The 21031-nt window shown below is 65.1% G+C and carries 18 protein-coding genes; 9 read left to right on the top strand and 9 right to left on the bottom strand.

The annotated features are described in order from the left end of the window. Positions 1–9: 9 nt before the first annotated feature. Entirely contained in the window at positions 10–1644 is a 1635-nt protein-coding gene (locus OVA31_RS07125; RefSeq protein WP_267630395.1) for a dihydroxyacetone kinase family protein, read from the top strand. A 30-nt stretch (positions 1645–1674) separates the two neighbouring features. Here the strand turns inward: OVA31_RS07125 and OVA31_RS07130 are convergent, their stop codons facing one another. Next, complete coding sequence (locus OVA31_RS07130; protein ID WP_267630396.1) at positions 1675–2322, bottom strand: TetR/AcrR family transcriptional regulator; 648 nt, start codon at positions 2320–2322, stop codon at positions 1675–1677. A gap of 143 nt (positions 2323–2465) precedes the next feature. Here OVA31_RS07130 and OVA31_RS07135 point away from each other — a divergent pair, with 143 nt between their 5' ends. Together OVA31_RS07135 and OVA31_RS07140 are read left to right on the top strand one after the other, a co-directional pair. Next, on the top strand, positions 2466–4010 hold the full coding sequence (locus OVA31_RS07135; protein WP_267630397.1) for an MFS transporter: 1545 nt from the start codon (positions 2466–2468) through the stop codon (positions 4008–4010). A gap of 106 nt (positions 4011–4116) precedes the next feature. Then, a complete protein-coding gene (locus OVA31_RS07140; RefSeq protein WP_267630398.1) occupies positions 4117–4629 on the top strand; it encodes a DinB family protein in 513 nt (170 codons plus the stop codon). Positions 4630–4710: 81 nt separating this feature from the next. On the opposite strand, the gene clpB is transcribed toward OVA31_RS07140, so the two are convergent. The 4 genes from clpB to OVA31_RS07160 all read right to left on the bottom strand — a co-directional run bounded on the left by clpB (position 4711) and on the right by OVA31_RS07160 (position 11167). After that, complete coding sequence (gene clpB / locus OVA31_RS07145) at positions 4711–7263, bottom strand: ATP-dependent chaperone ClpB (protein ID WP_267630399.1); 2553 nt, start codon at positions 7261–7263, stop codon at positions 4711–4713. Between the two features lie 164 nt (positions 7264–7427). After that, complete coding sequence (locus tag OVA31_RS07150; protein ID WP_267630400.1) at positions 7428–8465, bottom strand: alpha/beta hydrolase fold domain-containing protein; 1038 nt, start codon at positions 8463–8465, stop codon at positions 7428–7430. 91 nt (positions 8466–8556) lie between these two features. Continuing rightward, entirely contained in the window at positions 8557–10191 is a 1635-nt protein-coding gene (locus OVA31_RS07155) for a flavin-containing monooxygenase (protein WP_267630401.1), read from the bottom strand. Positions 10192–10201: 10 nt separating this feature from the next. After that, positions 10202–11167, bottom strand: coding sequence for an NAD(P)H-dependent flavin oxidoreductase (locus tag OVA31_RS07160; RefSeq protein WP_267630402.1), 966 nt, complete (start codon positions 11165–11167; stop codon positions 10202–10204). Between the two features lie 194 nt (positions 11168–11361). Here OVA31_RS07160 and OVA31_RS07165 point away from each other — a divergent pair, with 194 nt between their 5' ends. The 5 genes from OVA31_RS07165 (at position 11362) to OVA31_RS07185 (ending at position 16970) form a co-directional block, all read left to right on the top strand. Next, positions 11362–12516: an acyl-CoA dehydrogenase family protein gene (locus tag OVA31_RS07165; RefSeq protein WP_267630403.1), complete on the top strand. Its 1155-nt coding sequence runs from the start codon at positions 11362–11364 to the stop codon at positions 12514–12516. Then, complete coding sequence (locus OVA31_RS07170; protein WP_267630404.1) at positions 12513–13436, top strand: acyl-CoA dehydrogenase family protein; 924 nt, start codon at positions 12513–12515, stop codon at positions 13434–13436. The genes OVA31_RS07165 and OVA31_RS07170 overlap by 4 nt, the downstream gene beginning before the upstream one ends. Continuing rightward, the gene (locus tag OVA31_RS07175) at positions 13426–14217 is read left to right on the top strand and encodes an enoyl-CoA hydratase/isomerase family protein (protein ID WP_267630405.1); all 792 of its coding nucleotides are present in this window, start codon (positions 13426–13428) and stop codon (positions 14215–14217) included. The genes OVA31_RS07170 and OVA31_RS07175 overlap by 11 nt, the downstream gene beginning before the upstream one ends. Further along, the gene (locus OVA31_RS07180) at positions 14214–16289 is read left to right on the top strand and encodes an acetate--CoA ligase family protein (RefSeq protein WP_267630406.1); all 2076 of its coding nucleotides are present in this window, start codon (positions 14214–14216) and stop codon (positions 16287–16289) included. Before OVA31_RS07175 ends, OVA31_RS07180 begins: the two co-directional genes overlap by 4 nt. A 75-nt stretch (positions 16290–16364) precedes the next feature. Continuing rightward, positions 16365–16970, top strand: coding sequence for a TetR/AcrR family transcriptional regulator (locus tag OVA31_RS07185; RefSeq protein WP_267630407.1), 606 nt, complete (start codon positions 16365–16367; stop codon positions 16968–16970). Positions 16971–17043: 73 nt separating this feature from the next. Here the strand turns inward: OVA31_RS07185 and OVA31_RS07190 are convergent, their stop codons facing one another. Together OVA31_RS07190 and OVA31_RS07195 are read right to left on the bottom strand one after the other, a co-directional pair. Continuing rightward, positions 17044–18582 (bottom strand): class I adenylate-forming enzyme family protein, encoded by a 1539-nt coding sequence (locus OVA31_RS07190; protein WP_267630408.1) that lies wholly within the window; start codon positions 18580–18582, stop codon positions 17044–17046. 80 nt (positions 18583–18662) lie between these two features. After that, a complete protein-coding gene (locus OVA31_RS07195; protein WP_267630409.1) occupies positions 18663–19106 on the bottom strand; it encodes a MarR family winged helix-turn-helix transcriptional regulator in 444 nt (147 codons plus the stop codon). A 45-nt stretch (positions 19107–19151) separates the two neighbouring features. On the opposite strand from OVA31_RS07195, the gene OVA31_RS07200 reads away from it, so the two are divergent. After that, a complete protein-coding gene (locus OVA31_RS07200; RefSeq protein ID WP_267630410.1) occupies positions 19152–19715 on the top strand; it encodes a maleylpyruvate isomerase N-terminal domain-containing protein in 564 nt (187 codons plus the stop codon). Between the two features lie 88 nt (positions 19716–19803). On the opposite strand, the gene OVA31_RS07205 is transcribed toward OVA31_RS07200, so the two are convergent. Beyond that, positions 19804–20460, bottom strand: coding sequence for an LGFP repeat-containing protein (locus tag OVA31_RS07205; RefSeq protein WP_267630411.1), 657 nt, complete (start codon positions 20458–20460; stop codon positions 19804–19806). A gap of 89 nt (positions 20461–20549) precedes the next feature. Further along, positions 20550–21008 (bottom strand): polyketide cyclase, encoded by a 459-nt coding sequence (locus OVA31_RS07210; protein ID WP_267630412.1) that lies wholly within the window; start codon positions 21006–21008, stop codon positions 20550–20552. Positions 21009–21031 lie beyond the last annotated feature (23 nt).

A 21031-nucleotide genomic window follows, 5' to 3' on the forward strand; every position in this document is an offset into this window, starting at 1 on the left:
CCTGGACACGTGACCCCGCATGAGTACGTCCTCAACAGCCCGGACACGTTCATCACCGACGCGTTACGCGGTTTCGTCGCCGCCCACCCGTCGATCGCGTGGCAGCCGGATCCCGGCTTCCTCCACCGCCGCGACGTGCCGGAGGAGCCCCACGTCGGGGTGATCTCCGGGGGCGGATCGGGTCACGAGCCGATGCACTCGGGGATGATCGGAGCGGGCATGATCGACGCGGCGTGCCCCGGCCTGGTGTTCACCTCACCCAATGCCCTGCAGATCGTCGGCGCAACCCGGTGGGCCGACCGTGGCAAGGGCGTTCTCCATGTGGTGAAGAACTACACCGGCGACGTGATGAACTTCCGGATCGCTCGGCACATGCTGCGCGACGAGGTCGAGACCGACCACGTGATCGTCGCCGACGACGTTGCCAGCGAATCAGAAACGGGTCCGGGCAGGCGCGGTACCGGCGCCACCATCATCGTCGAAAAGGTCTGTGGCGCAGCGGCTGCACGCGGAATCGACCTCGCGCACATCGCCGAACTGGGCAGGCGGACCGCCGACAACGCACGCAGCATCGCAGTCGCTTATCGCGCCTGCACGGTGCCCGGCGCGGACGCGCTCACCTTCGAACTCGAGCCCGGCGAGATGGAGTTCGGCGTCGGGATCCACGGTGAAGCCGGCGAGGCACGCACCACCCGGGTGGGCGCTCGCGAGTTGGTTTCCCGCATGCTGGAACGGATTTCGGAATCCTTGGGACTGCAGAAAGGTGAGCAGGTCATCTGCCTGGTCAACGGACTCGGCTCGGCCCATCCGCTGGAACTGTCGCTGGTGTTCGGGGAGGTCGCTGCCGAGCTGGATGCCCGCGGGATCGCCGTCGAGCGATCGATGGTCGGAACGTATGTCACCGCCCTGGACATGACCGGCTTCTCTATCACGCTGGTCCGGCCCGACGACGAGGTCATGTCGCTCTTCGACGACGAGACCGACGCTCCTGCATGGCCATCGACCATTGCGCATGGTCGTCCCACGATCTCCGACATCACGTTCGCCGAACCAGACGACTCCGCCGCCGACGGCGCGGAATCCGCGTGGCTCTCCGATTTCGTCGGGCAGGTGCTGGACTCGATCGACGATCTGACAATCCTCGATCAGCAGGCAGGTGACGGCGACTTCGGCACCAACATGAAGGCGGCGCTCGGCCACTTCGATCTGCCGTTACGGGGGACCGATGCCGAGATCCTCACCGCCATCAGCACGTCGTACCTCGTGCGCGCGGGCGGCACGTCCGGCGCCGTGTTCGGCGTGTTGTTCCGTGAACTGGCACAGGCTTTCGGAACAGCAGACGACACCGAGAGCGCCCTACGCGAGGGGACGGCAACGGCCCTCGCCGAGATCAAGGATCTCGGCGGCGCCGACGTCGGCGACAATACCGTGGTCGACGCTCTCAGCCCGGCCGCCCAGGCACTGTCGGACGGGGAGACGCTGCCCACCGTTGCCGACAAGGCCGAGGAGGGCGCCGAATCCACCAGGGACACCACCGCTTCCAAGGGGCGAGCGAGTTACGTCGGTGAGAACGCGCGTGGCGTGGTCGATCCCGGTGCGCTGGTGATCTCGTGGCTCTACCGAGCCGCGGCCGAATCGGCCTGACATCGCCCACTCTCGCAGGCGACCGCGCGCTCAGACGCTCTTGACGACTTCGCGGAATGTCTCGTAGGTCGCCGCCAGGGTCTCCGCAGCGACAGCCGAATCGGCGAGACCGCCCACCTGGTCACATCGCCAGGCATCCATCGACAGGTGCATCAGCGACATGTACACCGCGACGACCACCCGTACCCGGCTGTCATCGACGGGCAGTTCCATCCGCTCGGCAACCTTGTCGGTGATGTTCCGGAATTTCTTCTCGGCGAGTTCGGTGTTGCGCCCGCTCACCGACGGCGCGCTCTGGATGATCCGATTCATGGTCTCGAATCGGGTCAGATCGACAGAACCCGTCGGACACTCGCCGCAGAAGATCTGAACCTGCGCGTTGACCAGTGCCTCGAAGGGGTTTCCGGTCCGGGGCTGCGCGTCGAGGGATGCGGCCATCGCGGCGATCATGTCCTCGGCCGGCGCCAGGATGACGTCCTCTTTGGTGGCGAAGTATCGGTTGAACGTACGCGGCGAGATGTCGGCAGCATCCGAGATCTGCTCGACGGTGGTCGACTCGAAACCCTGCGTATCGCACAGATCCAGAGCCGCGGCTATCAGCCGGTCGCGCGTCTGCAGCTTCTTGCGTTCGCGAAGACCGGCCTTGAACTGGCCTGTTCGGGATTCAGCAAGGGTCACGACCAGATTGTAACTCTTCCGGACAGATATTTCTGCAGTGTGCGCCAATTGACTGATTAGGTATTTTGTCGCTTGACGACTTCTGTCTGACTCTGCCACTATTGCCGGGCACCGATATTTCACCCCTCCGGATCGAGGACCTCTTGACCACATCGGACACTGCACTCTCACCGCACATCCCTGACTCCGAACTCGCATCCCCACCGCCCGCGAACTCGCGCCGCTGGTGGGCGCTGGGCGTCATTGCCCTGGCCCAGTTGATGGTGGTGCTCGACGCCAGCATCATCACGATCGCCCTCCCCTTCGCCCAGTCCGACCTGGACATCTCCGATGCCAACCGCCAGTGGGCGCTCACCGCGTACACGCTGATGTTCGGTGGACTCCTGCTCCTGGGCGGCCGAATGGCCGACTACCTGGGTCGTCGGCGGATGTTCCTGATCGGCCTCGCCGGTTTCGCCGCGTCGTCGGCGATGGCGGGATTCGCCTGGGACGGCATGTCATTCTTCGCCGGACGCGCCCTGCAGGGGGTGTTCGCGGCAATGCTCGCGCCCGCGGCGCTGTCCCTGATCACCGTCACGTTCACCGAACACCGCGAGCGGGCCCGCGCCTTTGCGGTCTACGGTGCCGTGTCCGGTGGCGGCGCCGCGATCGGCCTGATCGCCGGTGGTGCACTCACCGAGTTCTTCTCCTGGCGTTGGACCTTGCTGATCAACACCCCGATCGCGATCGTCGCCGCGATCGGCGGACTGATCCTGGTGATCCGGGACGTGCCATCCCCGCGAACCGGCCACTACGACCTCCCGGGTGCGGTGACCGTCACCCTGGGGCTCGTCAGCCTCGTCTACGGCTTCACCAGAGCAGCTGAATCCGGCTGGGGCGCACCATCGACCATCCTGCTGTTCGCGGCCGCCGCAGCGCTGTTGGTCGCATTCGTGATGATCGAGCTGAGAAGCGCCAGTCCTCTGCTGCCGCTGCGCATCCCGGGTGACCTGAACCGCGGCGGGGCTTATCTGGTGGCGTTCATCGTCCCGACCGCCATGTTCGCGATGTTCCTGTTCTTGAGCTACTACTTCCAGAACACCCTGGGCCACACCCCGTTGCAGGCCGGCGTCCTGTTCCTGCCGTTCCCGGCGGGGATCATCGTCGCGGCCGCTGCGGCCAGCTCGCTGCTTCCCCGGTTCGGGCCGCGGCCACTGATGATGGCCGGCACCCTGTCCGGCACCCTCGGCTACCTCTACCTGGCACAACTGGATTCGGACTCGACGTGGGTTGCACACATCCTGCCCAGCGAGCTCCTGATCGCGGTCGGTATGGGCCTGGTGTTCGTCGCGATGCAGTCGGTGGCGTTGCACCGTATCGACGAGAAGGACGCCGGTGTGGCCAGCGCGCTGGTCAACACATCGCAGCAGGTCGGCGGCTCGGTCGGCGTGGCACTCCTGAGCACGATTGTGGCACAGGTGTTGTCCAACGACGGCCGAAGTGCCATGACACTCGATCCGGCCACCGGACAGCCTGTTCCGGTGAACCCGCAGGGCTTCATGTCGGCGAGTATCCACAGCTACGACGTGGCCTTCTATTGCGGAGCCGGGTTCATGTTCCTCGCGTTCCTGGTCATCACCGGCATGATCCGGATGGGACGACACGAGTTGGGCGACGAAACGCAGAATGCGGCGGCCGTCGCGGCCTGATCGCGGACACACGCCACTGCCGGCCGAGAACCCCTGCACCATTTCGGTGCAGGGGTTCTTCGCCCGGCTCGCTCGATGTCATGGCGAGATGCCACCATCGGTGACCATGACGACCCCCAACCGCCCGGCACCGCCGATGAGCGCCGACGAACGGTCCACTATGGAAGGCTGGCTGGATTTCTATCGGGCCACCCTCGCCCAGAAATGCAACGGCCTCGACGACCGGCAGCTGCGCTCCGCGACGGTGGCGCCGTCACCGTTGACACTGCTGGGTCTGACCCAGCACGTGGCGGAGGTGGAACGAAACTGGTTCCGCCGTGTACTGCTCGGGGAGCAGGTCGGCCCGATCTACGACAACGGTCCTCGATCCGTCGGTCATGATGGAGGATTCGTGGTCACCGAGGAGTCGTCGTACCATCGCGCCGAAGAGATCAGGCAAGCTGAGATCGTCCGGGCGCGGGCGAATTGCGCAACCCGAGAGTTGTCCGACACCAGCAGTTTCCGCGGTGGCGAGGTGAGTCTGCGATGGATCTATGCCCACATGATCGCCGAGTACGCACGACATTGCGGTCACGCCGACCTGATCCGCGAACGTATCGACGGCGCGACGGGGGTCTGACGACAGCAATCATCCCCGAGGGGTGGCACCGAGGGGAATACCCCTAGGGCCGCCCTCTCGGGGACGATCTCGGTCACCAGATCAGCCGAGCACCAACGACTCTCCGTCGGCACCGACATCGACCGGCACCACGTCACCGTCGTGGATCTTGCCGGCCAGCAACGACTTCGCGAGCTGATCACCGATCGCCTGCTGCACCAGCCGGCGTAGCGGACGGGCACCGTACAAGGGATCGAAGCCACGCTCGGCCAGCCATTCCTTGGCCTTCGGCGTCACCTCGAGGTCCAGCCGACGCTGCGCGAGGCGCTTGCCGAGCTGTGCGAGCTGGATGTCGACGATGGACACGAGCTCCTCGGGGCTCAGCGCGTCGAAGATCACGACGTCGTCGAGCCGGTTGATGAACTCCGGCTTGAAGGCTGCGCGGACCGCCGCCATCACCTGGTCCTTGTCACCACCCGAGCCGAGGTTCGACGTGAGGATGAGGATGGTGTTGCGGAAGTCGACCGTGCGGCCCTGACCGTCGGTCAAGCGTCCTTCGTCGAGGACCTGCAGCAGCACGTCGAATACGTCCGGGTGCGCCTTCTCGACCTCGTCGAACAGCACCACCGCGTACGGACGTCGCCGCACCGCCTCGGTCAGCTGACCGCCGGACTCGTACCCGACGTAGCCGGGAGGCGCACCGACGAGCCTTGCGACGCTGTGCTTCTCGCCGTACTCACTCATGTCGATCCGCACCATCGCACGCTCGTCGTCGAACAGGAACTCCGCCAACGCCTTCGCAAGCTCGGTCTTGCCGACGCCGGTCGGTCCGAGGAACAGGAACGATCCCAGCGGACGGTTGGGGTCCGCGACACCGGCACGCGCTCGACGCACCGCGTCGGACACCGCCTGCACCGGCGCCTTCTGGCCGATGACCCGTTGTCCGAGTTCATCTTCCATCCGCAGCAGCTTGGCGGTCTCGCCTTCCAGCATGCGGCCGGCCGGGATACCCGTCCACGACGACACGACCTGCGCCACGTCGTCGGGACCGACCTCCTCCTGCAACATCACGTCCTGGCCAGGATCGGTGCCGGTCTTCTCCAGCGCGGCCGCCAGGTCCTTCTCCAGGCTCGGGATCTTGCCGTAGCGGAGTTCCGCCGCACGGCCCAGATCGCTGTCACGCTCGGCCCGATCCGCCTCTCCACGAAGCTGTTCCAGCTGCTCCTTGAGATCACGGACCGCATCGATGGCGGTCTTCTCCGACTGCCAGCGCGCGGAGAGCTCGTTGAGCTTCTCCTTCTGGTCGGCCAGTTCGCCGCGCAGCTTCTCCAGTCGCTCCTTCGATGCCGCGTCGGTCTCCTTTTCCAAGGCGACCTCCTCGACCTCGAGCCGCCGGACGATCCGTTCCACCTCGTCGATCTCGACGGGGCGCGAATCGATCTCCATGCGCAGCCGCGACGCGGCCTCGTCGACGAGGTCGATGGCCTTGTCGGGCAGGAAGCGCGCGGTGATGTATCGGTCCGAGAGTGTGGCCGCCGACACCAGCGCGGAGTCGGTGATGCGCACGCCGTGGTGGACCTCGTAGCGGTCCTTGAGCCCACGCAGGATGCCGATGGTGTCCTCCACCGTCGGCTCACCGACGTACACCTGCTGGAACCGGCGTTCGAGCGCGGCGTCCTTCTCGATGTACTGGCGGTACTCCTCCAGCGTGGTGGCGCCGACCAGCCGCAGCTCACCGCGGGCGAGCATCGGCTTGATCATGTTGCCGGCATCCATCGCGGAGTCGCCGGTCGCGCCTGCACCCACGATGGTGTGCAACTCGTCGATGAAGGTGATGACCTGTCCGGCCGACCCCTTGATCTCGTCGAGCACGGCCTTCAGCCGCTCCTCGAACTCGCCGCGATACTTGGCTCCGGCGACCATCGATCCCATGTCGAGGGAGATGACCGTCTTGTTCCGCAGCGATTCGGGGACGTCGCCCGCGATGATCCGCTGGGCCAGTCCTTCGACGATCGCCGTCTTGCCGACGCCGGGCTCACCGATGAGAACCGGGTTGTTCTTGGTGCGGCGCGAGAGCACCTGCACCACGCGGCGGATCTCGGTGTCACGACCGATGACCGGGTCGAGTTTGCCCTCTCGCGCCGCGGCGGTCAGGTCGGTGGAGTACTTCTCCAGCGCCTGATAGGTCTGTTCGGGGTCGGGCGTGGTCACGCGGGCATTACCGCGCACGGCGACGAACGCCTCCTGCAAGGCCTGCGGCGTCGCGCCCGCGTTGGCCAGCAATTTGGCGGTATCAGAGTCGCCGGTGGCCAGGCCGACGAGGATGTGCTCGGTGGAGACGTATTCGTCACTGAGCTCACCGGCCAGCTGCTGAGCTGCGGTGATCGCCGCGATCGACTCGCGGGAGAGTTGCGGCTGCGCGCTCGCGCTGGCCACCGTCGGCGCCCGGTCCACCAGCCCCTGGGCCTGCGCGCGAACGGTCGACGGATCCACGCCGACCGCTTTGAGCAGCGGTGCGGCAATGCCGTCGGACTGATCGAGCAGCGCCACCAGGATGTGTGCGGGACGTACGTCGGAATTGCCGGCAGCGGCCGCCGCCTGCACGGCAGTGCTCAGTGCTGCCTGTGTCTTGGTGGTCGGGTTGAAGCTGTCCACTCGCGTACCTTTCTCTCTTTAGTCCAACAGGCTCAAGTATGAGCCATACGGGAGAGGTAACGCCAGCAGAGTTGAGTGTATTCCGCTCAACTCTGCTGAGACACTCGACCTGCCCGTCGGTTCGTCCAATGACAATGCACTGGCCGACAGATGTGCCGAGAGCGTCAAAGACCGTCCGCGAACCGTTTGATGTCGGCAATGGTCGCTTCATGCGCCTCGCGGACCGACGTCGGGAAGATGGTCTCGGCAGCATGGGTGAGGCCCAGGTTCACACGCCCATGGGCGACGACGCCTGCCTGAACAAGCTTCCGGAAATAGGCTCTGCCCTCATCGCGGAGCGGGTCGAGTTCGTTCACGGAGATGACGTGAGGCGGCAGTCCGCGAAGGTCGTCGACACTGGCGAAGTACGGCCAGCACAGCGGATTGTCGGCATTTCCGAATTCCGGGTCGTAGGTGGCTGCGAGGACATCGAGTCTCGAGCACGAGGCGAAGTACCCGTCGTTCTCGATCATCGACGGCAACTCTCGCAGCTTTCGTTCATCGCTCCACGCATAACCACCGCTGATGAACGGCACCATGGCGTAGACACCGTCGACCATGCCGATGGTCCCGTCGCCGGCCGCTTTCAACGCAGTTGCCAGCGCGAGATTTCCACCACCCGACTCGCCCTGGAGAACGATCGTCGAGATGCCCAATCGCTCCCGCTCGGCGTGCACCCAGCCGAGTGCGCTGAGGCAGTCGTTCAGTCCGGCGGGGAACGGGTGAGGACCGCCGACACCACCGGCATTGCGGAAGTCCACGGCGACCACCACCAGCCCGGCACCGGCGAGTGCCATGCACCAGCCGTTGTGAACAGGGCCGTCGACAGCGAGCATCGTCATGCCGCCACCGTGCAGGTAGATCACCGCCGGCAGCGGCCCAGTGGTTCCGGCAGGGCGAAAGATGTTGAGGGCGATGTCGTTGCCGTCGACACCTCGAACCTTCTCGGTGGTCCGCTCGACGGCGGGACCGCCAGAAGGCGTCTCGTTCAATGCGGCGTAGAAGGTCTCGAAGCCCTGCTCAGTGGTGGCCACCACGGCCAGCCGGTCGGCATGCGAACTGGTGCGATCCACCGTCGACGGTCCACTGTTCGCGGCGAACCCGAAACGCTTCAGCGTTGCGAGCAGATCAGGGTTCATCCGACTGTCAGTGGAGAGATCCATCGCCGGATCGGACAGGCGCCCTTCCTGCTTCGCCGAAGGTCGAGCTACCGCTTCCGATGTCATCCTGCTGCCCTCATCATTTCCCCCTCGGTCATGACAGTACAAAACCCTGGTATCCGTTGGCCTCGATCTCACGCAAGCGCCTGCCGTACTCGACCACACCGGCCGGATAGATCCCGAAGGAGTGCCCGGTCGCGCCTTCGACCGCGTTCCAGAACCATCCCGACTTGGTCTCCGCGTAGAGCGTCATACTGACCACCTCCGCCACGTGCGCAGTCCATTCGTCGCACGCGGTCTGCGTCGGCTCGATTCGGCTGAGGCCATTGTCGCGCATATGTCGCATCAGCGAGTCGAGAAACAGTGCCTGATGTTCGATACAGCGGGGAATGTTGCCGCCCATGGCCTGTGGTCCTCCGAGCATCAAGAGATTGGGGAACCCGTGAGTCCCCAGACCGGCCACAGTATTCGGGCCCTGTCGCCACGCGTCGCCGAGTGATGCCCCGTCGCGACCCTGGATGTCGATCCTGTCGAAAGCGCCGGTCACCGAGTTGAACCCCGTTGCGTAGATGATGACGTCGAACTCGAATTCCCTTTCGGTGGTGCGAATCCCGTTCTCGGTGATTTCTACCAGTGGCGTCTCGGTGGTGTCCACGAGTTCGACATTCGGCTGGTTGTAGACCTCGTAGTAACCGGTCTCGTAGGGCGGTCTCCGCTGCCCGAAGCCGTGGTCGACGGGGATCAGCTTCTTCGCCACGTCAGGATCCTCGACACGCTCACGAATCTTCTCGGCGAGGAACTCCGAGAACTCCGCGTTCAGCTCCTTCGTCCGGATCACCTCGATGAAATTGGTGTACAGGCGGGCGAAACCTCTTCGACCATAAAGTGTTTCGTACCACTGTCGGCGCTCCTCCGGACTGAAGGAAAATGCCGAAGCGGCGATCGGACCGTGAATGAAGCCGCCGCGGGTGGTTCGCGTCTTGGTCCAGATCGCCTCATATTGCCCCTTGATCTCAGCCATCTCCAACGGGGTGATCGGCTCGTTGTTCAAGGGCGGACACCAGTTCGGGCTGCGCTGAAAGACCGTCAGGGAGCCGACGATCGGTCCGATGGCGGCGATGGTCTGCACCCCGCTCGACCCGGTTCCGATGACTGCCACCCGCTTGTCCTTGAGGTCGAGACCTCCTTTTGGCCACCGGGCGGTGTGCGCCACCGCACCCGAGAACCGTTCCCGACCCGGGATGTTGGGATACTTGGGGTCCGAGAGGATGCCGATACCCGTGATGAGGAATCGGGTGCGGTAACGGTCGCCGTCGGCGGTCGTGACCAGCCAGATACCGCCGTCGGGATCCCAATGTGCGGAGGTGACGGCAGTGCCGAGTTTCATGAACGGACGCAGGTCGAGCGCGTCGACGACATAGTTGAAGTAGCGCTCATTCTCGGGCTGGCTGCAGAAGTGCTCCGACCAGTCCCAACCGTTCCGGAGCTCCTCGGAGAAGAAGTATCCGTAGCTGTAGCTCTCGGAATCGAGCCGCGCGCCGGGATAGCGATTCCAGTGCCACGTACCACCTACACCGTCTGCGGCGTCGACCGCGATCGCGTCGAAACCCGCCGACCGGAGCCGGTGAAGCGCTTCGATGCCTGACACCCCGCAACCTACGATGAAAGCATCGAGCAGCACTTCGCCGCCGGCATTGGTCGCAGTGACCTGTGTATTCGCTTGTGTCATGGGCTTTCCTTCAGTCCTGGTCGATCTGCGGGCGGCGGCATGCATCGGCGTACTCGGACCGCAGTTGCTGGACGATCTCGCCGACCGTGGGGATCCCGTCGATGAACTCGATGCTCTGCCCGGCGCTCCATATGTCGCGCCACGGAGTGATGTCTGCCGGCAGGTGGTCACTGTTCAGCGTCCCCGACGGTTCGGGCAGACAATCGGGGTCCAGTCCGACGTCGGCGAGGGAAGTCGCCATCCAATTCGCGGGGACCCCCGAGATCCCGTTCGTGTATCGCAGGTCGGTAGCCGAATCAGACATCAGCAGCTCCTTGTACCGGTCGGTTGCGAGTGACTCCTGCGAGGCGATGAATCGGGTGCCGATGTAGGCCAGATCGGCACCCAGAACCTCGGCCGCGCGGATCGCCGCACCGTGGCCGACCGCCCCGGCCATCACGATGACACCGTCGAACATCTGTCGCAGCCGCGGCACGAGAACCAGATGGCTGACGGTACCCGAGTGGCCGCCGCCACCTGCACCGATCGCGACAAGACCGTCCACCCCGCCTTTGATCGCACGCTCGGCGTGGTAGAACGAGGTGACGTCGTGGTAAACGATGCCACCCCAATCATGCACGCGTTCAGCGATTCTCGCGGGATTACCGATCGCGCTCACGATGATCTCCACGCCATGACGCCGACAGACCTCGAGATTCTCCGCCAGCTCGGCGTCATCCATTCGCGCCGCGAGGTTGACCGCGATGGGGCCGATACGCGCGTCAGGATCCTCGGACAGCCGTTCGTCGATCCCCTCGCGAATGCTTCGCAACCAGGAATCGAACTCCTCGAGCGTACGTGCGTTCTGACGCGGCAGTCCGCCAACGATACCGCTGAGGCAAGCCTCCCTCACCAATTCCGGGCCGGTCACCAGGAACATGGGTGAACAGAACGCAGGCAACGTGAGCCGATCCCGCACGCGTGAGTCAAGAGCCATGTGAATCCTTTTCTGTCAACGACCACCGACCACTTCTTGACGACTAGTCAACCGGTCGGCTACGTTTGCAGAGTACTACGAATCGACAAAGCTTGGCTAGGGGTTCATCAAGAGCCTTCTGGAACTATTCCGTTGCGCGCAAAGCTGATTCACTCATCTCGCCAATCGGGCGCGCACTTGCATCAAGGAGAGCCATGGAGTTCGGATGGACGAAAGCCGAGGAAGAATTCCGCACTCGGATCCACGAAGCGTTCGCCACCCACGCGCGGCCTGGTTGGACCCATCACGACCGCGACATGCCCACCACCAAGGACCGTGACGATTCGATCGCGTTCTGCCAGGCGCTCGCACAAGAACAACTCCTCACGCCACACTGGCCGGAAGAGTACGGCGGACGCTCGGCATCCGGCTGGGAACAGGCGATCCTCGGAGAAGAGGCGTGGGGTAGCGGCGAGCCGCGCGGACCTCAGTACATGAACGTCAACTGGATCGGACCGGCGATCATCTACGCCGGCACCCAGGAGCAGAAGGACTATCACCTGTCGCGCATCGGCGAGGGGAGTGTGCTGTGGTGTCAAGGCTTTTCCGAACCGGACGCCGGGTCGGACCTTGCTTCCATGCGCACCGCCGCCGTCCGCGACGGTGACGATTACGTGATCAACGGCCAAAAGTGCTGGACGTCCTACGCCCACCGGGCGGAATTCTGTTTCCTCTTGTGCCGGACTGATCCCAAGGCCGAGCGCCATATGGGCATCTCGATCTTCCTGGTGCCCATGGACACCCCGGGCATCGAAGTCCGGGAGATCCCGTCACCTTACGCCGCACACCTGGTGCACGAGGTGTTCTTCACCGACGTACGGGTGCCGGAGAGCTGCCGACTGGGTCCCGAGAACAAGGGATGGCAGACCATCATGACGGTGCTGGCGAACGAGCGGGCGGGATGGGTCACGCACGAGAATGCACTCCGGCGCCTCGACACGCTCCTCGAACACCCCGATGTCGATCCCACGAATCCGGATGTGTCGGCAACCGCGGGCCGCGCGTATGCGATGGCCGAGGCGACGAAACTGCTCAATTTCCTCGCTATCGACGAGCGTGAGAATACCGAACACGGCAAGGCGCGCAACGTCGCGCCGGTCGGGCAGGCAGCGCTCGGACTTCTCGAACCCGCGGTCGGCTGGGCGATCCACGAGATATCCGGGATGGAGTCGCTGGATCCCGATTCGATCGCCGGGCGGTCGATGGTCAGCATGACCGCCAGTCCGATCGCCGCCGGCGCCATCGAGATCCAGTACAACCTCATCGCCAGGCAGACCCTGCAGCTGCCCAAGGAAGGACGTCCGGCATGAACCTCACGATGACCCAGGACCAAGCCGATATCGTCGACGCGGCGGTCAACGCGGTCCGTCGCGCGACCACCGACGCGAGCGACGAAGACCAGGCCCGACGTACCACCGCCGCGCTGTCGGATGGTGGGTTTCTCGACCTCGCCTCCACCGCGGGACCGCTCGAGGCTGCTCTTGTCGCCGAAGCCATTTCACGATCGGGCGTGCTGGCCCCGGTGGGCGCCCGACTCCTGGTCGGCGATGTCTGCGGACTGGGTGACGATCCTGTCGTCGTCGGTTTGATCGATGGGCGCCGCTCACTGGTGCGGTACGGGGCTGTTGCGGACGTGTTCCTCGGGGTCGATGGAGACAATGCGTTTGTGGCGTACAAGGATCAGGTGACCGTCACGCCCCTCACGGACGGTGTCGGAACGCCGGTGGCGCGCGTGGAGATCAACAATTCGACCCCGCTCCCCACTGCGCAGGCGGCAGCGGTGACTCGACGATGGCGCATCGCCATGGCCACCGAAGCCGCAGGTGCGATGGCCGGCGCCATCTCGTTGACCGTGCCCTACGTCTCCCAGCGGATCGCTTTCGGGCGCCCCCTCGGCGCGTTCCAGGCCGTCCAGCACCGGCTGGCCCGCGCCCAGGTCTTCGCCGAGGGAACGACCTGGCTGGCGCGCCATGCCGCTTGGGCGGACGACGACTACCTGGCCGCATGCGCCGCAACGTACGCCTGCATGGCCGCTGTACAGGTGTACGAGAACACCCACCAGGTGACCGGTGGCATCGGAATCACCACCGAACACGGGCTCGTCCGGCACACGCGTCGACTGGTCGGCCTGCAACGGGAACTCGGCGGCATGAACGCCCACGCCCGCCGCGCCACCGCGGCACGTCTGGCCGATCCGACACCAGCGGCGGTTGCCGAAAATGTTGCCTGATAACACCGAGAACCTCGTTCTGAGCGGTCAGGATGGCCTGGTGCGGACCCTGATACTCAATCGTCCGGACCGTCACAATGCGACGACGCCCGCCATGCGGCAACGACTCTTCGGGCTCCTACAGGAGGCCGAGGAAGACCCTGATGTCCGATGCATCGTGGTGACCGGGACCGGCCGGGACTTCTGGCCCGGTGAGGACCGTGCAGAACTGGCGCACCTCGACGTTGCGGATGTCGCGCGCGGGCAGACGAATCCGACCTACGACTACCCGATGAGCATGACCACACCGATTGTCGCCGCGGTGAACGGCACCGTGGCCGGGGTTGGATTGTCCTTCGTCCTGCAGGCCGACATTCGGGTCGCCGCCATCGGTGCGAAATGGGCGGCACCGTTCGCCAATCTCGGCCTGGTTGCCGAGGCCGGTCTGTCATGGCTGTTGCAGCGACATGTCAGCCGCGGTGACGCTTTGGAGATCCTCTTGACCGCCGATGCTTTCACCAGCGAGGACGCCTATCGCATGGGTATCGTCCAGCATCTCGAAGATCGCGACGATGTCCTGGCGACTGCACACCGGATCGCGGCCCGGGTCGCACGCAACTCCCCGTTCTCCGTTCGCAACATCCGGGAGCAAGTGAGGATGGACGCGACACGGCCCTGGGACGAGGCCTATGACGACGGCACACGCCGGGCGCTCGTCAGCCTCGACCGCGATGACTTCCGCAATGCCGTCGCGGCGGCCATCGACAAGCGCGAGATCACTTTCGGAGGAGCTCACCGGTGACGCCAAGAGATCGAAACCTCGATGCCCTGTTCGCCCCGGCCAGTGTTGCCGTCGTCGGCGCGTCAGACAATCCGACGCGCATCGGCGGGCGGGTGCTCGCCCGGTTCCTCGACAACTTCTCCGGCCCGATCTATGCCGTGAACGCCAATCGCGATACCGTGCAGGGCCACCCGGCCGCGCGCTCGATCGCCGACCTTCCTGCCGCACCCGATCTCGCGGTACTCGCGCTCCCCGCGGACCTCGTGCCCGATGCGATCGACGAGCTCGCTGCATCGGGATGCCGAGCGGCCATCGTCTTCTCGTCAGGGTTTGCCGAATCCGGCGATGAGGGCAGGGCCATGCAGGACCGTCTTCGTAACGTGGCGTCCGAGTCGGGCATGCGCATCATCGGTCCCAACTGCGTCGGGACCATGAGCCTCCCGTCCGGGGTCTTGGCAACCTTCGCGGATCTCCAGACCGACGTGGCGCCGTCAGCGGAGCCGGGGGTCGGGATCGTCAGTCAGAGTGGCGCCCTCGGCTCGGTCTTCTTCCACGCAGCAGAAGCGCTCGGCCTCCATGTGTCGTACATGTGCACCACCGGCAACGAAGCCGATGTCAGTGCGGCCGAGGCCATCGCCGCGCTGGTGGAGCGGCCGGACGTGCAATCCGTCATGGTCTATCTCGAGGCACTCAGCGATCCGGAGGTGCTGTACGCGGCCGGACGTCGTGCGCTCGAGCTCGGGAAACCGATTGTCGCGCTGAAGGCCGGTGCATCCGACTCCGGTGCCAGGGCAGCGGCAAGTCATAGTGGATCGTTGGCGGCACCCGACCGGTTCGCCGAGGCACTCTTGGAGCGGTCGGGCATCATGCGCGCGAGTTCGCCAGTGGAAATGGTCACATTGACAGCAGCCCTGGCGAGCGGACGGTTCCCCATCGGAGATCGTGTTGCGGTGATGACTCTTTCGGGTGGCGTGGGCATCATGATCGCCGATGCGCTCGATGCCGGCGGACTGTCCCTGCCGCGGACCCGTGAGGAGACCGCGCGGCACATCGAGAAGCTGATCCCGGAGTACGGCTCCGCGCAGAACCCCATCGACTACACGGCCAACGCCGTGAACGATCCGGCGGGCTTTGCCGACATTCTCGACGCCGTGGTGACCGATGACGACTTCGACATGGTCATTGTCAGTGGGCTCGCGATGGGAACCTTTGACGAGAATCTCGCTACCATCGAGCGTGTCCGCGACAAGGTGACGAAACCGGTCGTGTTGTCGGTGTCCGGCGCGAACTCCGTGATTGTCAACAGACGTGGAATCCCCTGTGTCCCGGACGCTGTTCATGCTGCGAACGCGATGGTTGCGCTCAAGACCTACGCAGATCTGCGGGCGCGGCCACCCGTGGAGACACCCCTGTTGGGCGAGGGCAGGGCGCGTGGATCGACGCACCACACCCTCTCCGCCGATGAGACCCGAACCCTGCTGTCACGTTTCAGCATTCCGGTCGTACCCGAGATCGGCGTCGTCGATGAGGCGGGTGCCGTCCAGGCAGCGGAGACGGTAGGCTACCCGGTCGCCGTCAAGCTGGATCCCGCAATTGCGGAGCACAAGACGGAGGTCGGGGGCATCCGTCTGGATGTACGCAACACCGACGAGGTTCGCGCGGCGGTGGCCGACATGCGAGCAGCGAGCGGTGTGACCGGAGACGTTCCCGTAGTGATCCAGCAGATGGTCAGCCGCGGAATGGAACTGACCGTCGGCGCAATCCGCGACAGCACGCTCGGTCCGGCGGTTCTTGTCGGTCTCGGGGGCGTCATGGTCGAGATCTTGGACGAGATCGAGATGTCGCTGGTGCCGGTGAGCCATGCCGACGCCGAACACATGCTCCGGAAGCTGTGTGGTGGACGATTGACCGCCGACCCTCGCGGCCTTGACGACGCCGCTGTCAAGGTCGTCGGTGACGTGATCGTCGCTGTGAGCTCACTGATGGCACAGTGCGCTTACGTGATCGAGGTCGACGTGAATCCGCTGATCGTCGGAGAACTGGGTCCGGTGGCCGTCGACGGACTGATCCGGGTTGCCCGTCCGGATGTGTGAGACGAGATTGACTACCATGGGTTCCTTCACCGGTCCGAGGAGAAGACGGAGCATTCGGATGAACGTGGTGACGACATGACACCACCGAAGGCCAAGCGCTCGAAGGCGACGGCGACCGAGATCGAGGCCGCTTTCGCACGTAGCTTTCTGGCTCACGGATACCGCGGGACCAGCGTAGATGCGGTCGCCAAGGATCTCGGGATGCCGAAGGGCAGTATTTTTTACCACATCGGAACCAAGGAAGCCGTGTTCTTCCGAGTGCAGATGGCCGGGATGCGCGAGTTCACGGATCGGTTGCGCGAGATCGCCGAATCCGGCGAACCGGCGGAGATCCGTCTCCGCGAGGCGATCCGCGACAGTGTGCGGCGCGTTGATCCGTCTGCGGGACCGTTGTTCGCCATGAGCCGCGACAATCATCACCTGCCTCCTGAACATGCGGCCGAACTCGAGGAGGTTCGCCGTGACTACCAAACACTGTTCATCGGCATCATCGAAGACGGAGTCGCAGCAGGGACATTTCGGCCGCAAGAGCATCTGAAGGTCGTGGTGTTCGGCATTCTCCGCTTCATCGGACTCGTGAAGGACTGGTATCGGCCCGACGGCGAACTCTCGCTCAACGAATTGGCCGACCTCTATTGGTCCTTCACGTGCCGTGGACTCGGTCACGAACCCGAGAACTGAGTTCCGGCCCGCTCTCGCGTGTCCCCCCGCGCCACAATCGCCGACGTCGCGCGAATTCCTCCTTCCACGGCCGCTACCGCAGCGGATCGCCCCACTCCACCTGCCCACGCAACCGGTTCTTCAGTAGCTTCCCACCGGCATTACGTGGGAGGACCTCGCCCGACACCACCGCGAACTGGGGAACCTTGAAGTCGGCCAGACGCTGCCGGCAATGCTCCAAGACGGCCTCCAGGTCAAGTTCACCCGACTCGGAAACCAGTATGGCGCCGACCTTCTCCCCCATCACGTCGTCGGGCACCGGAACCACCGCGGCGTCGACGACACCGGGCGCCGAGAGCAGCACGGCCTCGACCTCGATACTCGACACATTCTCGCCACCGCGATTGATGATGTCCTTGATCCGGTCGACGATGTGGACGCGTCCGGCGTCGTCCACCCGGACCACGTCTCCGGTGTGCAGCCAGCCGTCCACGATCGTCTCGGCGTCGGCGTCGGGTCGCTTCCAGTAGCCGGTCGCGACGTTGGCTCCCCGAACGACCAGCTCGCCGATCGTCGGGTCATCGGAAATCGAGACGATGCCGATGTCCACCGACGGCACCGCGTATCCCACCGAGTCGGCATGCTCGACGGCATCCTGGTCGGGCAAAACCGTGACCAGGGAAGCTGTTTCGGTCATTCCGTAGCCATTCATGACGGTGGCATCGCCGAACGCCGCCTGGATCTCCTGCACTGTCGACGGCGCGATCGGCGCACCGCCATACCCGACCACGCGGACACCGGAAACCTTCGCGTCCGCGAAGGCCGGGTGGCGCAGCAGGAGTGCGTACACCGCCGGCACGGTGACCATGTAACCGATCTTCTCGGCCACGAGCACTTCCACCAAGGCGCCGACGTCGAGCTGCGGCATGATCACCGACGTCCCGCCGACGTAAGTGGCGACCAGGAGCTGCGAGTTGCAGCCGGTCACGTGGAACAGCGGCACCGAGATCAGGGTCCGATAGTCCGCGCCCACATCGCGGGAGAGACCGGAACAGCGAATCATGTTCTCGGCGTTGGCGACAAAGGCCTCATGTGTGGTGGGGACGCCCTTGGGGCGGCCGGTGGTGCCCGACGTGTAGAACAGCGCCGCGACGTCGCCCGCCGTCGCGGTATCGACGGCGTACGGTTCGCCATCCGGCAGCGGAGTGCCCGGAGCCAGGTCCAGCGTGACCCCGGCGTTCTCGAGGACGAACGCCACCTCGGGCTCAGCCGATCGGGTGTTCACCGCGACAGCGATTCCGCCCGACAGCAGGATGCCCCAGAAGGCGAGTACCCAGTCCACGCCTGCCGCGTAGCGGACCGAGACACGATCCCCGTTTGCCACACCCTGGGCCCGCAGGCCACCCGCGACGCGCGCCGACGCGTCCCAGAGCTCCGCGTAGGTGAGTCGGCGACCACCGAGTTCGACCACAGCCTCGACATCTGGCTGTGCGGCGGCCCGGTCGCGGAGGACGTCGATGAACGTTGCCGGGACGTCGGCGTATCGCAAGACCCCGGTCGCGTCCCGCACCACCCCATCCTGGCCGAACGGATTGTGATCGCGGCTGATCTCGATGACGGCATTGTCGGTCATCACCTGTTTGTACTCCGCACCGTTCGTCCCAGGCTGGGTGTCGGCCAAATGCCCAGGAGCGTCGGCCGATCCGGTCCTCATCAGTCGATGGACAACTCCTCCGCCGCCTGACCCAGCCTGCTCAGCAGCGCCCGGGCCGTCGCCCCACCGCCGTCGCCGACAGCCGACCGCAGAAACGACTCCTCCATCGCACGGATCTGCCGCTTGACCTTCGCATGCGTCTGCTGACCAGAGGAAGTCATCGAGACCGTCACCCGCCGGCGATCAGTGGATCGAGCCCGATCGACCAGTCCCCGGTCGGACAATGCGTCGAGAAGGTGACCCAGCCGGGTCGGGTCTCGCCGCGTCCGCTGCGACAAGTCTGCCTGCGAGATCGCGGTGGCGTCGGCGAGCGCATCGAGCACCACGTACTCCCACATGGACAGGCCTGCCTGGTCCAGAATCGGCGTCTCCGCGGCCACCATCGCGCGGGCGAGTGCCCCGGCCGCGGCGCCGAGATCCATCCCATGATCGTCACCCGTCACGCATTGCCCCTTCCAATTTCATCTACCATGGTAGATGATTACCCCATGACCACATTCACCGAACTCCATCGTCGCGCACTTACCGATGCCGACGACATGATCGACGAACTCACATCAGCGATGATGCCCAACGCAAGCCGCTGCGTGGGCTGGACGATCGAAGATCTGGTCTGCCACATGGTGGGGCAGAACTTCGGGTTCGCTGCCGCGATCGCCGACGGCGACGCCGACCGGTCCGCCTACCGGGCGAGATCTCACACGCTCTGGGACGAGTCGAGGATCGCACTGACCACGGCCATCGACGGCAACCCCGCCGGCGAGGTACGCCTGGTCGAGATCAGAGAAGAGGCGATTCCCCTCGACGCCGTCCTGGCGATTCACACACTCGACCTGGCAGTCCACGTGTGGGACGCGCTCGGAGACGCTTACCGGCCATCCCCCGACATCGTGGATCTCGTTCTTGCACAAGCAGAACGAATCCCGACGGATCGAGGGGACGACGCGGTCTTCGGCCCGGTCCGCGACGTCGAAGACGGCGATGCCTGGTACCGCGCCCTGGGGCTTCTCGGCCGCAGCGGTCAGACGAGTCGCGCGACCACCGCTGGTTGAGTAGCGCCGTGCGAGCGGAGCGAGCTCGTCGCGTATCGAAACCGAGGCCGTCGCGTATCGAAACCCTGCGAACCGATCCGACCCTCCGTCACGGCCAGAAGATGGTGCCGTTCAGGAAGTCCTGGGCGTAGCGTCCGCCGACCTTGTACTCGCCGCCGAGTGGCACGCCGTAATACCCGGCAGCACCCTTCTGCGCCTGCCATTTCTTCAGGATTCCGCCCCGGACGACCTGAACACCGCCAGAATCGCTGAAGCAGATGACGCCGCCCCGGAAGTTGTTCAGGCTGCCGCTGCCCACCTTGAGTTCACTGCTGGTCGGGTACCCCATGGGCCCGCGTTCGGCGCCCATGCGGTACCAGCGCTGGCGGATGGCGCCACCCACCTCGTGCGGCTTGCCGTCCCCGACCGACGGATGCCAGTAGAAGGACGCGTCGCGCTTGAAGTTCTGGAAGCGTCCGCCCTTGGCCGCGGCATGTTCGGGACCGGTCGGCATTCCCCATTTGAGGATGCCCCCGCTGAAGATATAGGCGTCCCCGATCTTGCCTCCCACGGAGTGCCCGCCGAGGACCATGTCCGCATTGGCCGGCGCTGCCGGACGCGCGACACCGAGAACGCCCCCAACGGCGGAAACGGCGAGAATCAGCGACGCCGCGAGGGCTCGCCGCGTGGAGGACGAGCGCCCGGCCGGACGAGAGGGAGAGATCGCGGAAGGGATCAGCCGCAGCGAAGTCTGAAGTCTCGACATGTTCGGGAGTCTACGTATGCCACCCGGCGAGCCGGATGTGGGGTGAATTGTCGGATTCAGAAGGTTTGAGCTGCAATAGTATTCGCTGGTCAAGCCGTTTCGACGGTTCGCGCGAGGATTCCGAGCGTCGCCCGGATCGCCGTTTCCGGGATGACCGGGAAGACGCCGCGGGCCTCGTCGCGGACCCGGCTCCAGTCGTAATACGACGTCACCCGAGTGCCGCCGTCCACGGATTCGAGCCGATACCCGTAGCGGTGATCCAGCGGGGGCCGCACCATCCCGGCGATCGACCACTCGATCCACTGATCCTGCTCGAAGCCGGTGATGATCACCCGGACGTCGTACTTGCCCATCGGGCGATCATTCAGTGACTCACGGTCCATGTGGACCAGGAACTCGTCGCCCACCGCGCCCACGGACTCGCCCTCGGCGCTCTGCAGCATGCCCGAGCTGTCGATCGTGACGTGCCCCTCGGGGGAACAGAGCAGCGCGAAGATCTTCGCCTTGTCGGCCTCGATCACCCTGGGTACCTCGAACCGGTCGGTCATCGCTGAAACTCCTTTGTTCGCAC

This window comes from Gordonia sp. SL306 (assembly GCF_026625785.1).
Lineage (GTDB): Bacteria > Actinomycetota > Actinomycetes > Mycobacteriales > Mycobacteriaceae > Gordonia.

What these genes read in the sequence shown, in the direction of transcription:
- OVA31_RS07140 (WP_267630398.1), top strand. Translation starts at nt 4,117, where the DNA reads ATGACGACCCCCAACCGCCCGGCACCGCCGATGAGCGCCGACGAACGG.
- OVA31_RS07150 (WP_267630400.1), bottom strand. Translation starts at nt 8,465, where the DNA reads ATGGATCTCTCCACTGACAGTCGGATGAACCCTGATCTGCTCGCAACG.
- OVA31_RS07155 (WP_267630401.1), bottom strand. Translation starts at nt 10,191, where the DNA reads ATGACACAAGCGAATACACAGGTCACTGCGACCAATGCCGGCGGCGAA.
- OVA31_RS07160 (WP_267630402.1), bottom strand. Translation starts at nt 11,167, where the DNA reads ATGGCTCTTGACTCACGCGTGCGGGATCGGCTCACGTTGCCTGCGTTC.
- OVA31_RS07165 (WP_267630403.1), top strand. Translation starts at nt 11,362, where the DNA reads ATGGAGTTCGGATGGACGAAAGCCGAGGAAGAATTCCGCACTCGGATC.
- OVA31_RS07170 (WP_267630404.1), top strand. Translation starts at nt 12,513, where the DNA reads ATGAACCTCACGATGACCCAGGACCAAGCCGATATCGTCGACGCGGCG.
- OVA31_RS07175 (WP_267630405.1), top strand. Translation starts at nt 13,426, where the DNA reads ATGTTGCCTGATAACACCGAGAACCTCGTTCTGAGCGGTCAGGATGGC.
- OVA31_RS07185 (WP_267630407.1), top strand. Translation starts at nt 16,365, where the DNA reads ATGACACCACCGAAGGCCAAGCGCTCGAAGGCGACGGCGACCGAGATC.
- OVA31_RS07190 (WP_267630408.1), bottom strand. Translation starts at nt 18,582, where the DNA reads ATGACCGACAATGCCGTCATCGAGATCAGCCGCGATCACAATCCGTTC.
- OVA31_RS07200 (WP_267630410.1), top strand. Translation starts at nt 19,152, where the DNA reads ATGACCACATTCACCGAACTCCATCGTCGCGCACTTACCGATGCCGAC.
- OVA31_RS07205 (WP_267630411.1), bottom strand. Translation starts at nt 20,460, where the DNA reads ATGTCGAGACTTCAGACTTCGCTGCGGCTGATCCCTTCCGCGATCTCT.
- OVA31_RS07210 (WP_267630412.1), bottom strand. Translation starts at nt 21,008, where the DNA reads ATGACCGACCGGTTCGAGGTACCCAGGGTGATCGAGGCCGACAAGGCG.